Raw genomic sequence first — 16343 nt, forward strand, 5'->3', positions numbered from 1 at the left:
AAGGCTTATTACCATCAACTTGAAACTGGCTGGGATCCATGTCGTAAGCTCTCTGAGCCGCATTCCAGCTACAATAGCGCAGTTATTGATATTTTGAAGGTGTAACATGAGAGTTTGTGGTGTTGAGTTAAAAGGTGGCGAAGCCATTATCAGTTTATTAAGTTATGAGGGCGAAACCTTCAATGTGCCTGAGTGCCGTAAGGTGTCCTTCAGTGTTTCGCAATCGGCAACCGCAGAGGCGATCCGTGACTTTCATTTTGCTTTCCATAAGTTAATGCAAGACTACAAAGTCGATGAGATAGTGATTATTGAGCGTGAACAGAAAGGTAAGTTAGCAGGTTCTGCGACGAGTTTTAAATTAGAAGCCGCCATTCAGTTAGGTGACCTACCTGTGACTTTGCTATCACCAGTGACGATCAAAGAACAAAATAAACGCAACCCGCCCCAAGTCGATTTTGACAGCTTAGATCTTAAGCGTGTGCAACAGGGTGCCTTTGAGGCGGCTTTCGCACAGCAAAATCGTCGTATTTTTGGTAAAGCCTAATACCCAGACTATTGGCTCCGAAGCGATTCGGAGCCAAATTCCTATGCCATTATTAAAATATTTAAGCGGCTATAGCCCCGATATCCAGCAACAGGTACGACAGCATCTAGATGCAGGAACCTTGCCCGCACTCCTCCTACGCCGTCATCCTGAAATCCATGATATTCGCAGTGATAAAGCACTTTATGACTATACCCAAGGGATAAAAAACCGCTTCTTGCGTCAATCCTCACCTTTGTCAAAAGTGATCTTCGACGACAAAATTAGCATTAGTCATCATGCACTTGGCTTACATTCCTATGTATCACGGGTACAAGGGAACAAAATTAAAGCTAAGAATGAAATTCGTATATCTTCCAGATTAAAACGCGTCCCCGAGCCTTTACTTCGAATGGTCGTAGTACATGAATTAGCCCATCTTAAAGAAAAAGATCATAATAAGGCTTTCTATAATCTGTGTACTTATATGGAGCCAGATTACCATCAGTTCGAATTTGATTTGCGCTTATTACTCACCTGCATAGATACAAATACATCACCTTACACAACCTAATCATAGTTTTTTCCTCTGCATCTCATTTTTATACCATCCGATATTGACTGATAATAATTTTCATTTAGAATAAATTCGTGTTATCAGCCATTGTCAGGTCGTATGAAAAAGCCGAATATTGATAAAAAGCTTGAAAAGTGGTGTAAAAAACAAGCAAAAAAACTGCAAAAGCAACAGGCTAAATCGACTGAAATATCGACTTCGATGAAATTCATGTCACCCGTGTCTAACGCCACGGCGAATTTAAATCCAAATACTCGATTGCAAAGTAAAAAAGCTCAACGTAAATATTTAAGTCAACTATTATCCGACCACCTCACTAAACAGCACATTAAGCATCTCGACAAGCCTGCACTTAAAAAGCAATTAAAACTCGCTAAAGCCCAGTTTATTGCCGCTAATGATGCAAGTTTCCTGTCATCGGCCGTCATTAAACGTTTATCCCCCTCACCGACGGGCCGCAGTTTTGCACTGCGTCCCTATAAAAAATCCCCCTGTAGTGGCTGTCCAGCTTTAAAAGGACGACTATGCAAATGTGCCTTAAAGGCAATGCAAAAGCGCCAAGCGAGTTAAAACAGCGTATCGCATAACTGCCTTTAGTTTTAACAAAAAATAAACAAAGCAATAAAAAATGCCGATGAAAATAAATTTCATCGGCATTTTTTAATTCATCTAATCGGTTTTGAAAAATCGCCGATTGAGTAAATTAATTAACCCAAATTCATTAAAGCTTGGCGACTTTTAACCGTATTAGCAAAGCTATTCAATTCTTGATTTGCTAATTGACTCGACATCGGAATATCGGCCTTCATCGGATCGACAGGCTTGCCATTAACATGGAATTCATAATGTAGATGGGGACCCGTCGAACGCCCAGTATTACCTGATAAAGCAATGACTTGACCGCGAGTTACCCGTTGTCCTTTACGCACCAAAGCCTTAGAAAGGTGCAGGTATCGGGTGCGATACTTACCACCGTGTTCTATGACTATATATTTACCCGCAAACTGATGGTCTGTGACTAAACTCACGACACCATCACCTGGCGCAATGACCTTAGTGCCAATAGGCACCGAAAAGTCAGCACCATTATGGGGAGAAATACGGCCAGTAATCGGATGCTTGCGATGGGAGTTAAAACGAGAGCTCATTCGTGGCTGTTTAGTCAATGGAATACGCTGGAATGCACGCACTAAACTTCGGCCTTTGGCATCATAATAACTACCATCGGTATGTTGGAATGCGCTAATTTCAGAACGACCCGTTTTAATACTCACGCCTAATATTTGGCTGCTACCCGTCGCTTCACCTTCAACATATTGATCATTTACCAAAACAGAGAATTTGTCTCCTGCATGTAGATCCCGTGCAAAATTCACTTTCTCTTTGAGTAAATCTTCAATACGCTGAATATCGGCGGCTGCTAATCCCATTTTTTGAGCAGAAACGTAAAATGAACCTTTAATATCTCCAGTCACAATACGATTTTGCCAAACACCTTCCACATTCACTTCTTCAACGTTAAAGCTGCCGTCTTCATAACGAGTAAATACCACTTGGCGTGCTGCGTTGAAGTAAAGTTCTAATTTTTGCAGTTGGCCTTCATTATCCAGCCAAAACTGCATACGGTTACCGGGTAATAAGGTATCGAGGGCGAGTACGTTTAAGTCTGCCTCCAATACTTTATACATAGTCTGCTGATCGACGCCCGCCTTAGAAAATAAACTACTTAAAGTATCACCTGAAGCAATAATACGCTCGAAATCAGGGCTGTTGTCTATTATGGGATCTTGCTCAAGGGGTGCTGATACCGGAGGTAAAATATTGTCAAGATCGAGGGTAACGGGAATTCGCTGTGCGGTCGGCACAACGTGATTAGCATTGGGCATTAGCATGGCTGCGCCAATCAACAAACCACCCACTAAAAGAATATTCTTGTGGGTGGGCGATAAATTCTGCAAACGGGTTTGCGAAAAATAGTTAAATGTGGGTTTGCCTGTCTGCAACGCTTTCACCTTTTGTTATCGTTATGGCGTTATATTTTTGAATCAGTCCCTTTGGGGGAAGCCCTAATTTTGTCAACTTATCTCAAAAAATCGATTATGACAAACGCTATTTCACAGTTTTGCGGCACTATTTACTAAAAATATGCGCCAGTTTGCATTTTAAACCTGTTACATGATCTATATCTCTATATATAAATACTGAAACGAACTTAAATTTATCTTTTAAAACATATTGTTATGAAATTATTTTCACAATAAACCCTGACTAAGGCAAAACGATTGCAATTTCACTCCCATGGGAGGTTTTTAGGATATCAATACGGGTATTTATCTGCTCTTTCATCTCAGAAACGTGGGAGATCAGCCCTATCATGCGGCCAGAGGATTGCAGATCCATCAAGGTCCGAATGGCAAGTTCTAATGAGTCCTGATCAAGGCTGCCAAAACCTTCATCGATAAACAGGGTATCGAGCTTAATTCCTCCCGCATAGGCTTGCACTACATCGGATAACCCTAGCGCCATAGATAATGCCGCCATAAAGCTTTCGCCGCCGCTTAGGGTCGCCACCGGACGCACTTTTGAGGTGTAGGCATCTTCCACTTCTAACTCGAGCCCAGACGCTTTGTTGCCCTTTGCCCTATCTTCCTTGCGGAGCAAACGATAACGCCCTTTACTCATCAGATGTAACCTATGGCTCGCTTCGAGCAACACATCGTCTAGCAGTACGCTCAATACAAAACGTTGCAGACTGATTTTATTGCCGGTTTTTCCATTAGCCACATCGGCAAGTGTGCCGATAACCGCATATTCATCCTCTAAGGCCTTAGCCTTCGTATCTGCGATACTCAATTGGGTTTGGGTTTGCGTCAGTAATACTGTGCGAGTGTGAAGTAGCTGCCATGCCTGCTCTGCCACTTGCAATGCTTGCTGCGCAGACTCAAGCTCGGCAGCAAGCTTAATGCTATCGGGCGGCACTTTATCTTTAAGCTTAAGAGCTAACTGTTCGCACTGGGCCTTAGTCAACGCACTCTGTTGCTGATAAGTTTCAATCTCGTTTGCCAATGCATGCAGTTGCGTTTCATCTAGCATGGCCTCAAATAGGGCCTGTTGATCGACAAAACCAGCATCGACAAGTTGCTGATTGAGTTGCTGCTGGGCGCGGGTTTGTTGGGCTAATGCCACCTCTGCGGCATTTTCGGCCCCATTAAGCGCCGCTTTTGCCGCAACAAAGGTTTGCCCGGCCTGTTGCTGATGCTCTCTCACGCTCGCAATCTGTTGTTTTATTTGGCTAAGAGTTTGCTGGTTTTGCACTATTGCAGCGGTTAATGCTTCAAGTGTTGCAAGCGCAGATGGCACGCTTTGCTGCATTTGCGCTAACTGCCCCTGCAATAAATCCACTTTAGATTGCAGTACATTGTATTGTGTTTGTCCTTGCTCCAGTGTTTGTTGCAACTGGGTTTCCTGCGCGTGCAACAAGACAATTTCTTGCTGTAGCTGCTGCAAATCTTGATGAGCTTGCTCGGCTTGTCTGAGTGCGAAAGTGTATTGCGACAAGCTATGCGCATGTTCATCTAGTGACATATCAACCGCGGTGCCCAAGTGGGCCGCGAGATCCTGCGCTTGCTGCTGCAAGGTTTCTAACTGAGTCTGTAATCCGCGATATTCCGCTCTGGCTTTGCTCAGGACTTCTTGGGCCGTCGTTTCAGCGTCTTGGGCCAATTGCAGCGCTTCATCACTTGGGAGCGGTTCTTGGCTCTGTGCTGGCTGTGGATGGGTTTGGCTGCCACAGACAGGACAAGGTTCATCTTGCTGTAATTGCCGCGCTAAAATGGCTGCCTGTCCTTGGTGCCAAGTCATTAATAGGGCTTTATGCGCAACCTGCGCTTGCTGATGCTGGGCATTGAGTTGTTGCCCCTGCACTTTCGCCTCGGCAAGTTTTGCCTGTGTCGACGATACTCTTGCCGCCACTTGATGCCATTGCTGATAAGTCAGCAATAACTGTTGTTGCTGCTGGTGCGCCTGTTGCAATGAGAGGCGAGTGTCGCTGTGGGCTTGCAATGGTGGTAAAGCCGATTCCAGTTCACGCCGTTTTTGAATGACTGCGGTTAACTCATTTTTACTGTTCTGAAGCTGTGCTTTAGCCCTAACTAACTGCGCTTGCTCTTGCTCTAGGGTTTTATTGAGTCTATCCAGTTCCCTAAGTTGTGGCCCCAGCGCATTCAATTGCTGTTTGGTTTGTTCCTGTTCCAGTAGCGACGCTTCCAACACAGGCAAATCTTGCGCTTTGAACTCGACATCATCAAAGGCTTGCTTGGCCTGAGTCAGTGCCGTTTGCGCATGACTAAAGGCGAGACTAGCGGCTTTTGCTTCTTGTTCACGGGCTAAAAACACCTCAACCATAGGCGCTAAGCGCTGCGCTTGTTTGGCTAAGTTCAGCTTTTGGGTTTGCGCGACTATGCTTTCTTGCTGCGCCTCAAGTGCTGCAGCGGTTTGAGTTAAGGTATCAAACTGCACAAATTCAGCCAGTAGATGCTGGGCGGCATCGCTGGCTTTAATCACTAATTGTTGCTGCTGTAATGCCTGTTCCTTGGCACTCTTAGCGAGCGCCAGTTCAGGCGTGAGCTTGGCTAATTCACTGCTAAGCTCGTCATCGGATGCTAGGCCCGCACTCTGCAAAATGCCATCGCGGCGACTGCGTTGGTCTTTCACTAGGGCGCTGATGTCGGCAGCCTTATTTTTTAGGGTATCTTCAATCCGGCGGTAAATATGCGTTTGAAATAACTGACTAAATATCAGTTCACGTGCCTTAGAATCCGCCATTAACAATTCACGAAACTTGCCCTGGGGTAACACCATCACCTGCCGAAATTGTTCCACATCGAGCCCAGTTAGGGCTTCAATCTCAGCGGTGGCCTCGGACACTTTACTGGCGACTAATAAGCTTTCATTGCCATCGGCGTCAATTTTATAGAGCTGCGCTTCGCTCTTTTGCACCGTCGAGCCATCACCGCTTTTTTTGACTCTGTCCTGCTCCGGCACTCGGCGGATGCGATAGCTATCACTGCCCAGTTGAAAACTGAAAGTGACTTCTGTAAGCAAGCTATTGTCCGCCATATCGCAGCGCATTTGGCTGCCTTCACGCTCGTTACCCGTGGTTTTACCATAGAGCGCAAAGCAAATGCCGTCGAGCAAGGTTGTTTTACCCGCGCCCGTTGGGCCATTGATCAGAAATAACGGATTATTACCTAATGCAGTGAAATCAATCGTCTGAGTCGTAGCAAAGGGACCAAAGGCAGACATGGAAAGATGTAGCGGTCTCATGCTTGACGCTCCTCATTGTGTAGCTTAGTCAGCAGCTCATCCATCACAGCTTGCTGCGCCTGCGTTAATGACTCGCCAGACACTTGAGTGAAAAAGTCACAAAACATGTCCATCTCGCCTTTTTTGATATGGTCACGGCTTAAAGCGACTTGCTGTTGCCCCGCCATTAGCCCAGTGCGTTCTAAATGCAGCACATTGGGGTAAACGGCTCTGAGTTTACCCATTGCATCCAAAATAGCGTGTTTATCGAGGAGCCTAACCATAAGATAATCATCACGCTTTGTATCGGTTTTACCTTGCTCAATGAGGCTAGCTAGCTCCCCTTCTAAAACCCGAACATCACGCAGCGACGTTAACGGCAATAAATGAATATCCATCGGCGTTTGTGCGCCAAGCTCAACTAAAGTCACCGACTTGTGTTGATGCTGTTCGCTAAAGGAATACTTCAAAATCGATCCTGAGTAGCGCACATGCTCGGCGCCCTTGTATTGCGGTCCGTGCAGATGCCCAAGGGCGACATAATCAAACTCAGTAAAGAGCGTTGGCGATATCTTGTCGGCGCCGCCAATACTCAGTGGTCGCTCAGATTCCGACTCACTTCCACCATCCAAAAAGCAATGGCTGATCACCACTTTTGGCAAACCTTGGCTATCGTGCTGACGCACTTGTTCAAGTAATAGTGCCATGGCGGCCTCATGGCTTGGTGCCTCACACTCAAAAACTTGCCGCACTGTGGCAGGTTCGGCGTAGGGTAACGGATAAAAATAGGCTGCACCCGTTGGGCTTTCTAGCCTAATAGGCGAAAGTGCTGCGCTAAGCGGCCCTATAATATGTAATCCACTTGCCGCCATTTGTTTGGCCGCAAAACCTAAGCGCTCGTGACCATCATGGTTACCGGCAATCATAATCACTTGCAGTTTAAGATCCTGCACTAGCCGATTGAGTACATTATCTAATAGCGCTACCGCATTGGCTGGCGGAATCGACCTATCATAAATATCCCCCGCCACAATCACGGCATCGACATTATGTTCCGTTGCCAAAGCCACAATTTGGTCGAGCACAAAGGCCTGATCATCCAGTAATGACTGATTGTGTAACTGACGGCCTATGTGCCAATCTGAGGTGTGGATAAATTTCATAATCGCTCTTAAACCCTATTGCAGCCAAACCGAGGGCTGATATTCATATTGGCTGTAATTTGGCCAAACGCAGATAATGTAACGCACTGAGTAATACAAGAAAAACAATGGGAACAAACTCAAAAAGTGCATGAGAAATGACAGGTTATACTATGCAAAAAACCTAACAGTGTATAGCCAAAGCAAAAGGAGAGAATGAATTAGAAACACGCGCAGGAATTTCCATCCACGCAGGATGGAAATTCCCTAAATTGACTCAATCGATCAAAACAGCTGATATTGATTCACCAGCAGTTTAAAACTCATGGCAAGGGACATAGTCACGACTAACGGCTTAATGATCTTAGTGCCTTTAGTGACAACCAGACGCGAGCCTAAGGTTGCGCCAATCGCTTGCCCTGCCAACATCACTAAGCCCAATAACCAAATCACTTTACCGCCCAAGGCAAAAAAGATCAGCGAAGCGATGTTAGTCGAGAAATTAAGTACTTTGGCATGGGCCGTGGCTTTTGCTAGACCAAAGCCCGCAAGGGACACAAAGGCTAGCGCAAAAAAGCTGCCCGTGCCTGGGCCAAAAAAGCCATCGTATAAGCCCACACCTAAAGCCGCGGTGAACGCAAACGCAGTCGGTGTCAGCACTTGATGTTTATCGTCTTCAGAAATCTTTTTCGAAAATAAGAAATAACAACCAATGGCTAAAATCAAAAAGGGCAAGACCAGCTCCAGCACTTTAGTATCAACCAACTGAACGAGAATAGTGCCCAATGCCGCGCCGATAAACGCGCAAAAGAGCGACAATTTCACAGATTTAAGATCAACGAGTCCTTTACGCACAAAATACAGGCTCGCAAAAAAACTGCCACCACAGGCTTGGAGTTTATTTGTACCTAAGGCAACCGCTGGCGGTAAACCCGCCCACATCAAGGCAGGTATTGTCAGTAAACCGCCACCACCGGCGATGGAGTCGATAAATCCGGCCACCATAGCAACGGCAAAAAGTAACGCAGCAATTTGTAGAGTGAGTTCAAACTCGAGCATGATTTATGATTCTTTTTAGGTAAATGGGTGTGATTGCAGTGCATTAGACTGCGTTTGCCTTATAAACGCAAAGGAGTTATTGTCGCCATAGCGTGAGATAAAGTCACACTAAACCGTTATTTTTGGCCCATGTCAGTATGCTTGGATATCGCTATGTTTCCCGATTTACCACCACTCAATGCCCTTCGCGCCTTCGAGGCTGCCGCGAGATTGCAAAGTATGACACTCGCCAGCAAGGAGTTGCATGTCACCCATGGCGCGATCAGCAAACAGATCAAAATATTAGAGGATTATCTTGGCTTTGCGCTCTTTGTACGCTTACACAAAAGAGTCGGACTAACCGATGAAGCCAAACGCTATTTACCCCATGTGCAAGCTGCGCTGCAAACTCTCTCCAGTGCCACAGGGGATTTACGCCGCCAAAGTGCGGTGCCACAAAGCTTAGCGATAAACGTATTGCCCAGTTTAACCATCAACTGGTTAATCCCAAGAATGGAGCAGTTTAAATCCCGCCATCCACACTTGTATGTGGATCTCTCTATTGGGGATTTTGCCGTCGATTTTAGCCAGGGCCGTTACGATATCGCCATTCGTAGCAGCACTGTCATACCCAAAGGGGTCAACTATATAAAACTGATGGATGAGGATTTATGCCTTGTGTGTGCTCCCTCGCTAGCACCTAAGCTTCAGTGTATTGAAGATATTAATAGTGTCACTCTCCTTAAGCACACCACCAGACCTGAGCTATGGGAATATTGGGCAGAAAAAGTCGGACTGAAGCTCACCCAGGAACAAACCTTTGGGGTTGAACATTTTTATATGTTGAGTCAAGCTGCGGCTAGTGGCATGGGCGCGGCACTCATCCCACGATTTTTTATTGAAGATCAACTCGCAAACGGCAGTCTAGTGATCCCCTTCGATGCTAACTTTATCAGCCCATATGCCTACTATTTGCTCACTCCAAAATCCCCGAGTATGCCACTCAAAGTACAAGCCTTTATCGACTGGTTGTTGGAGATCTTTGCGCCCTATCGTCATTGATCTATTTGCGATTAATTTATTGGGCTAACTGCTGCGATAAAAGTGTATTCAAAGAGTGAACAACTCATATCCACACACTACATCCAACAGTCACTGCATAAGGAAGTAATTAGACATTAAAAAACCACCTTGCGGTGGTTTTTTATTATCTAACCGTGACCCTATTGGATCAGTGCTGACAATGCTCATCGTGGACATGGTCATCATCGTCCATAAACTCATCGTCACCGTCTTGGTGTTGCATGACACCCCAACCATCGGTCATGCCGCCAAACTCTGCGGCGAATTCGTTGAGCATAGTCTCTTGCTCAACTAAATCATCGTAGTCAGGCACCATATTGATGCAGGCAATAATTTCCCACTTACCCAGCTCATCGTTCAGATTGAGCTCAAGTTCACCGTCTAAATCAGAATTAGCCAGTTCTTCTAATGCGGATTCAGCATCACGTTGGTCATCAAAAACCAAAAAGAAATCAACATCTAAAGCTTTGGTTAAGTCGATGCCTGCATCAGCCATTGCGGCCAGCATTTTGCCATTATCATCATCAGGAAATTGCATATCTTTCTCCACTGGATAGGCTTATTCAGCCGCAATGATTTGAACTGATTCACCGTTAAAACTGACGATATCGCCCGCTACGATCTTTTTACGTTTACGCGTTTCCACTTCGCCATTGACAGTGACTAGGCCTTCGTCGATAAAATGCTTGGCTTCACCGCCCGCATTTGTCATGCCCTGCACTTTTAATACTTTGTACAATTCAATGAAATCATCACCGGAATGCAAAGCTAACTGATTAATTTGCGCCACTTAAACACGCCTCTAAAAATAAACCTGCGGCATTATAGCAGCATGTCCTCTGCGATGCAGAAATTTCAATTATCTTTGCCTTTCGGTGCTCAGTAACCCATAGGCGCAATCGTCAAACCATTGTTCGCCTATCTTAAATTCCTGCCTGAGTATCCCTTCAAGCTTGAAACCACATTTCTCAAGTACACGTGCCGAGGCATGATTATCTTGGGCACAATGGGCAACAAATTTATGCACATCAAAACTCAAGCAGGCCCAGTCAATCACAGCTTGCAGGCTTTCGGTCGCATACCCTTTCCCATGGGCTTCTTTCGCGAGCAAATAACCCACTTCTGCACGTTGGTCCTCCATACTCTGGCAATAGAGCCCCGTCAGCCCAACAAACATGCCAGTATCAAGCGTCTCAATGGCTAAGGTGAGCCATTCACCTGAGCCATAAAACCAAGTATCTGAACGCTGCTGAAACTTAGCGCGGATCACCTCTTCTGACTCGGGAATACGGACATATTGATTAATTTGTGGATCGCGATGCAGCATATAAAAATGCTCCCAATCACTCTCGTGTAAGCTTCTGAGTTTTAGTCTATCTGTATAGAGTTCTAACATAGCGACTCCGTGATAAGGGCTTATAAAAGAAAACGGCAGCATAAGCTGCCGTTTTATCTACTGCTCAACAATTAACCGCGACTGGTCACTTCCAGCAAATGATAGCCAAATTGGGTTTTCACTGGACCTTGGACTTGGTTCAATGGCGCACTGAAGACCACTTCATCAAACTCACGCACCATCATACCTGGGCCAAATGAGCCCAGTTCACCACCTTGAGCCCCCGATGGACAAGAAGAATGTGCACGGGCAAGGTGCGCAAAATCCGCACCGTCTATAATTTGTTGTTTGAGCGCTTGGCACTGTTCTTCGCTGCTGACTAACAAATGTCTTGCTGTTGCCTGGACCATAATAAAACTCCGTTGAAGATCATGAGACATTTGCCCCAAATATCATATGGTTCCCATTCAGTTAACTGTTCCAAACGGGGTGAGAATGCCCAGTATAAAAACATTCTCTTTAATTAAAAAGAACTAAAAATACCGTCTCTCACTTTTAATATAAATAACTGTTGTGTGAACAGCTTACGCTTGGTTCAACGCTATCCAGCGGTCAATTTTCTGCTCCATAACCGCCATAGGTAATGAGCCAGAGGTTAAGATTTGATCGTGAAATGCCTTTAAATCAAACTTATCACCTAAAGCCTTTTCCGCGCGGGCACGCAGTGCCAGAATTTTCAACTGACCCACTTTATAGGAAAGCGCTTGACCAGGGATCGCCATATAACGTTCAACTTCAGCCACAATATCAGATTCGGCCATGGGCGAGTTGTCCTTCATATATTGAATCGCCTGCTCACGGCTCCACCCTTTAGCGTGCAGCCCTGTATCCACAACCAAACGCATTGCCCGCAGCATTTCATCGGAGAGCTTACCAAAATATTGATAAGGATCGCTAAATAAGCCCATCTCGATACCAAGGTATTCCGCATATAGCGCCCAGCCTTCTTCAAAGGCGGTATAACCACTAAAACGCTGGAACTCAGGTACGCCTGTTAACTCTTGTTTAATCGCAATTTGGAAATGATGTCCCGGTGCGGCCTCGTGCAAAGATAAGGTCGTCATGCCCCATTTAGGCTGCGCTTTTAGGTTATAGGTATTGATATAAAACACCCCTGGGCGACTACCATCCACGGCTGGCGATTCATAGGATGCGCCGGCTGCCGATTGTTCCCTGAAGCTTTCTACGGGTTTGACCACATAATCGGCCTTAGGCATAACATTAAAATACTGCGGCAGTACTTGGTTAATCTTATCTTTAAGCACCATATAGCCATCGATTAAACCTTGGCGATCGGTATAGAAGTACTGTGGTTCGGAAGATAAAGACGCGAAGAATGCCTTCAAATCCCCCTTAAAACCAACCTGCTCACGCACCTTATCCATCTCAGATAAGATTCGGGCCACTTCACTTAAGCCAATTTGATGAATTTCATCCACTGGCATAGCAGTCGTAGTATGTGAATTTGCGAGGTGTTGATACCAAGCTTTGCCATTGGGTAAACCAGACCAGCCATCGGTCGCACGGGCCTTAGGTAAATAGGTTTGTTTGAAATAATCCCGCAGCCCCATCAACGCAGGCACCAGACGCTCGCTAATCATCACTTGGTAGGCCGCACTTAATGTGGATTTATCCTGTTCAGAAAAGCTTTCAGGAAAATGCAGTATTGGTGAGTAAAAAATGCTTTGAGTCGCATCCGTTGTTAGCATAGCGTCTAACTGGGGAATAATACGCTCCACTAGCACTCTTGGTAACACCACTTTGCTCTCAATCCCTTCATTCATGCGATTTTGTGCCAGTTGGATCCAGTTGATAAACCCCTCGACTCTCTGTTCCCAATTACGATAATCTTGAACTGTATTAAAAGGCTGCGCACTTTCACCGCTGCCAAGTTGCACCATAGTAATCACAGTGCTGTAGAACTGGCTAATTGGCATAAAGCGTGACGGGAAAGTTTCATCTACAAGCGCCATATCGCGATCGTAGACAAACAGTGCATAGCTTAATTGCAAGTCTGCAGGCAATTGCGCAACATCAATCGCTTTGACTTGAGCTAAGTAGCGAGTATTCAGCTCGTGACGCGCCTTAAGATACTCTTCCGTCAAATCGCCACCAAACTGGGCGTTATAGTCGTTAACACCAACAAAAGTCGCGTAAATAGGTTCGAGTCTTAGATAATCTTTAAAATAGGCATCGACGAGGGCGACATAACGCTGCTCAGCCGTCTGCTCATCACCCTGTTGGGAAATGGCATTCGGTGAGCTAGTTTGTTCAGCTAATACCACCTCTGGTTTCGAGCAACCTTGCACCGTCAACATTAACGCTATCGATCCCGCCAATAAACTCAATTTCATTTTTATATTTCTCCTTTTGGATCCGTGATAGCGGAACAGTTCCTATACTTAGTAAAAAGTCTGCTAACGGAGTTAATCTATGATCTACTCATTTCGCAACTCGGGATTTAGGGATCCAGAAACCGGGGTCTATAATCAAACCTATTTCATGGAAGTGTTTAACCGAGAATGGCATCGGCATATGAGGGAACACCAAAGCTTAGCACTATTGTATCTGTGCCCCCACATTCATGAAACAGTCAAACAACCCCATTTACTCGAATTCTTCACTAAGCAAGTACAAGAAGCCTTACTGAGGGCAACGGATATGATTGCAAGGTTAGATCATAACCATTTTGCCTTAGGTTTGTTTAACATTGATGAAGAAGGTACTGAGGTCGTACTGGAGAGAATTGAGCAACATATACAGGCGTTTAATCAGGATTTTGGTAAAAACCACAAGCTAAAAATTGACTATAAACTCGCCGCTTGTATTTGCTTGCCAACACAAGAGCAGAAAATTGAAACCCTATTTACCAACGTATCGAAATTATCCTTGGAGTTAGAGAAAAATCTGCAGCAGTCCCAAGCATTGATAAGGCTACAATAAAAAAGCCCCTATTCAGGGGCTTTTTCGAACGCTGTTAATACAGGTATGGGCTACAGTGTGACATTATGCATACGTGCTTTCTCTTTAATATAAGAGATATAGCTGTTTGCACTCTTCTCTGTCTTCTTATCTTTGGCTGCTAGCATTGCCCGGTTATAAGCAGACTTGTACTGTTTCAAACTTAAATGGGCTAATGCCAACTCAAAGTTTGCCTCACCTGGATGTTCAATACCTAGCGATATTGCCTTTTCAAGCACAGGGATCGCTGCCGCGTATTTTTCATCTAAGCTCAATAAACGGCCTTGTTTCAGATAAAGCTTGCCATCATTACTGATCGCGGCGGCTTTGCCATAAAACTCAGCGGCATCTTTAAACTCTTTCGCGTTTTGGTAGAAACCCGCTAGAATTTCGAATGTTTTTGCATCTTCAGCGATCAAACCTGACTTCATGTGTTTCTGATAGATTTTAGCGGCTTTATATGGTGCGCCTTTCTGCGCCATCAGCTGTGCTAAACGAGTAATGTTACCCGCACTCTCAAGGAAACCATTTCTGTAAGCTAAATCATAGGTTGCAAGAGACTTATCGTAGTCTTCTACCATCAGATAAAATTGTGCTAACTGAACCCATAATCTGCCATCATCTGGGAATAAAGGCACCATGACTTCTAACACACCAACGGCCTTTTTATACTTCTTCTGATTGAAGTAAGACGTTAGTTTCATCTGATACAGACCTTTATCAGGAGTTTCAGCAAGAGAAAGACCCTTATCGGCCACTTCAATCACTTTATCCCACTGCTTCAGCTCTGAATATGCAATACCTATACGGCGATACATTTGAGAATCAGCCTTACAAGTGAAGTCCATCCACTTGTAATAGTAAGGAATGGCTTCCTTAAACTTCTTCTCTTGTAACAGCAAATCGGCATAAAGACGCATAGTCGCAGCGTGATCTGTCCCACCTAAAATATCCGCCTCAACGGCTTGTTTTAGATATTTGATCGCGGTATCCATTTTGCCTTTTTCGGCATAAAAGTTACCTAACATACGTGCAACATAGGCTTTATCGAAATCGTTCTTGGCATTTGCTTCTAGCAAAATAGCAATGGCTTCATCGAGTTGACCATTAGTATAAGCTTCGAAAGATTTCTGAACTTTCTTCGCGGCACCCTCACCAACAGCTTTAGATTGGCGTTTATCAATTTCACACTTTTCAGCCGCTACTGCAGATGAAACAGAAAAACCGCCACAAAGAGAAAGCAATAATAAAGCTGCGATTTTATTAGCATTACGCATCGTTAGTTGCCTCCCTTATCTAAAGTGAAGTCAAGTTGCACTGTCATACCGGGTTGTTTAAGTGGTTTGCCGTCAACAATCTTTGGCTTATATTTCCACTTTTTCAGTGCACGAATTGCTTCTTTATCAAATAAACGCTTAGGCTCGGCTTGGATAACTTCAACATCATCAACCCCCCCTAATTCGTTAATTGTAAAGCGCAATTGTACCCAACCTTCTTTACCGTCACGAGCTGCTGCAATTGGATATTGAGGCTCGATACGGACGATTGGTGTTGCATCACCGTCGCGAGTCATCATATTACCCAATTTGAAACCTGTGCTCGGACCACCCGCTTCAACACCACCCATATTGAACGACATAGACGTATCAATATTAGACGATGTGTCCGGTGGCGTAGCTTCAGGCTTCTGAGGCTGCTCTGGTGGTGGCGGCGGTTTAGGTACTACCCTTGGCTTATTCTGTGCTTTTGAATCCTGTCTATCCATAGTGATTTCAATTACAGGGGTCTCGGCCGATGTGTCTGCGCGCTGCGCACCTCCACCGACCAAGAACGCCATAAAAGCGAACAGACCAAAAGTCACAGCAGCACCAATAATGATTGATACTAGTGCTCTTAGCATATTAATCGTTCCCCGCAGATACCGAAATTTTATCTATACCAGCCGCTTTGACTTGGTCTAGTACTTTAACCACTAAGCCGTGTTGCGTATCTTTATCAGCCTGAATAAGCACAGCGGCTTCTGGGGCCTCAGCTAACATACGCTCAACGTTTGCAGTTACACGCTCGATATCAACCTGACGGTTTTCCATCATGATCACGCCCGTTTTACTGACGCCGATAAAGATGTTAGCCGAAGGCTTTGAAGTCGCTTGTGAAGCTTTTGGTTTGTTATAGTCCAAACCAGATGGTTTCACGAATGACGTTGTTACAATGAAGAAGATCAACATAATAAACACGATGTCTAGCATCGGGGTCATGTCAATTTGCGCTTCCTCATCTACACTGGAATGCTTTTTACGTGCCATGTTCAATCTCTCT

17 protein-coding genes are annotated in these 16343 nt (G+C 45.0%); 5 read left to right on the forward strand and 12 right to left on the reverse strand.

The window, feature by feature from the left end; genetic code table 11:
• Positions 1-106 precede the first annotated feature (106 nt).
• The 3 genes from COW15_RS09285 (at position 107) to COW15_RS09295 (ending at position 1670) form a co-directional block, all read left to right on the forward strand.
• Positions 107-544 carry a DUF3010 family protein gene (locus COW15_RS09285; RefSeq protein ID WP_293632115.1) on the forward strand — a complete coding sequence of 146 codons (438 nt, stop codon included), beginning with the start codon at positions 107-109 and terminating at the stop codon, positions 542-544.
• Between the two features lie 43 nt (positions 545-587).
• Positions 588-1097: a M48 family metallopeptidase gene (locus tag COW15_RS09290; RefSeq protein ID WP_198783032.1), complete on the forward strand. Its 510-nt coding sequence runs from the start codon at positions 588-590 to the stop codon at positions 1095-1097.
• Positions 1098-1199: 102 nt separating this feature from the next.
• Positions 1200-1670, forward strand: coding sequence for a hypothetical protein (locus tag COW15_RS09295; protein WP_293632117.1), 471 nt, complete (start codon positions 1200-1202; stop codon positions 1668-1670).
• A gap of 137 nt (positions 1671-1807) precedes the next feature.
• Here COW15_RS09295 and COW15_RS09300 read toward each other — a convergent pair whose 3' ends face one another.
• The 4 genes from COW15_RS09300 to COW15_RS09315 form a co-directional block, all read right to left on the reverse strand.
• Entirely contained in the window at positions 1808-3103 is a 1296-nt protein-coding gene (locus tag COW15_RS09300) for a peptidoglycan DD-metalloendopeptidase family protein (RefSeq protein ID WP_293632119.1), read from the reverse strand.
• A 265-nt stretch (positions 3104-3368) separates the two neighbouring features.
• Positions 3369-6425, reverse strand: coding sequence for an SMC family ATPase (locus COW15_RS09305; protein WP_293632120.1), 3057 nt, complete (start codon positions 6423-6425; stop codon positions 3369-3371).
• Complete coding sequence (locus COW15_RS09310; RefSeq protein WP_293632121.1) at positions 6422-7567, reverse strand: exonuclease SbcCD subunit D; 1146 nt, start codon at positions 7565-7567, stop codon at positions 6422-6424. The genes COW15_RS09305 and COW15_RS09310 overlap by 4 nt, the downstream gene beginning before the upstream one ends.
• Positions 7568-7831: 264 nt before the next feature.
• Positions 7832-8605, reverse strand: a complete 774-nt coding sequence (locus COW15_RS09315; protein WP_293632122.1) for a TSUP family transporter — start codon at positions 8603-8605, stop codon at positions 7832-7834.
• Between the two features lie 153 nt (positions 8606-8758).
• Between COW15_RS09315 and COW15_RS09320 the strand changes: the two genes are divergently transcribed.
• On the forward strand, positions 8759-9646 hold the full coding sequence (locus COW15_RS09320; protein ID WP_293632124.1) for a LysR substrate-binding domain-containing protein: 888 nt from the start codon (positions 8759-8761) through the stop codon (positions 9644-9646).
• A 169-nt stretch (positions 9647-9815) separates the two neighbouring features.
• On the opposite strand, the gene COW15_RS09325 is transcribed toward COW15_RS09320, so the two are convergent.
• The 5 genes from COW15_RS09325 to COW15_RS09345 form a co-directional block, all read right to left on the reverse strand.
• Positions 9816-10205: a ribonuclease E inhibitor RraB gene (locus COW15_RS09325; protein ID WP_198783026.1), complete on the reverse strand. Its 390-nt coding sequence runs from the start codon at positions 10203-10205 to the stop codon at positions 9816-9818.
• A gap of 21 nt (positions 10206-10226) precedes the next feature.
• Positions 10227-10457 (reverse strand): RNA-binding S4 domain-containing protein, encoded by a 231-nt coding sequence (locus COW15_RS09330; RefSeq protein ID WP_253988315.1) that lies wholly within the window; start codon positions 10455-10457, stop codon positions 10227-10229.
• Positions 10458-10526: 69 nt separating this feature from the next.
• On the reverse strand, positions 10527-11063 hold the full coding sequence (locus tag COW15_RS09335; RefSeq protein WP_293632126.1) for a GNAT family N-acetyltransferase: 537 nt from the start codon (positions 11061-11063) through the stop codon (positions 10527-10529).
• Between the two features lie 71 nt (positions 11064-11134).
• Complete coding sequence (locus tag COW15_RS09340) at positions 11135-11413, reverse strand: peptidylprolyl isomerase (protein ID WP_198783023.1); 279 nt, start codon at positions 11411-11413, stop codon at positions 11135-11137.
• Between the two features lie 174 nt (positions 11414-11587).
• The gene (locus tag COW15_RS09345; RefSeq protein WP_293632127.1) at positions 11588-13417 is read right to left on the reverse strand and encodes a DUF885 domain-containing protein; all 1830 of its coding nucleotides are present in this window, start codon (positions 13415-13417) and stop codon (positions 11588-11590) included.
• A 79-nt stretch (positions 13418-13496) separates the two neighbouring features.
• On the opposite strand from COW15_RS09345, the gene COW15_RS09350 reads away from it, so the two are divergent.
• Complete coding sequence (locus COW15_RS09350) at positions 13497-14006, forward strand: diguanylate cyclase (protein ID WP_293632128.1); 510 nt, start codon at positions 13497-13499, stop codon at positions 14004-14006.
• Between the two features lie 50 nt (positions 14007-14056).
• Here the strand turns inward: COW15_RS09350 and COW15_RS09355 are convergent, their stop codons facing one another.
• The 3 genes from COW15_RS09355 to COW15_RS09365 are packed head-to-tail and all read right to left on the reverse strand — an operon-like array spanning position 14057 to position 16330.
• A complete protein-coding gene (locus tag COW15_RS09355; protein WP_293632129.1) occupies positions 14057-15301 on the reverse strand; it encodes a tetratricopeptide repeat protein in 1245 nt (414 codons plus the stop codon).
• Positions 15302-15303: 2 nt separating this feature from the next.
• The gene (locus COW15_RS09360; protein WP_198783020.1) at positions 15304-15924 is read right to left on the reverse strand and encodes an energy transducer TonB; all 621 of its coding nucleotides are present in this window, start codon (positions 15922-15924) and stop codon (positions 15304-15306) included.
• A 1-nt stretch (position 15925) separates the two neighbouring features.
• On the reverse strand, positions 15926-16330 hold the full coding sequence (locus tag COW15_RS09365; protein ID WP_011623215.1) for a biopolymer transporter ExbD: 405 nt from the start codon (positions 16328-16330) through the stop codon (positions 15926-15928).
• Positions 16331-16343 lie beyond the last annotated feature (13 nt).

The organism is Shewanella sp. CG12_big_fil_rev_8_21_14_0_65_47_15 (assembly GCF_002783505.1).
In the GTDB taxonomy this organism is placed as follows: Bacteria; Pseudomonadota; Gammaproteobacteria; order Enterobacterales; family Shewanellaceae; genus Shewanella.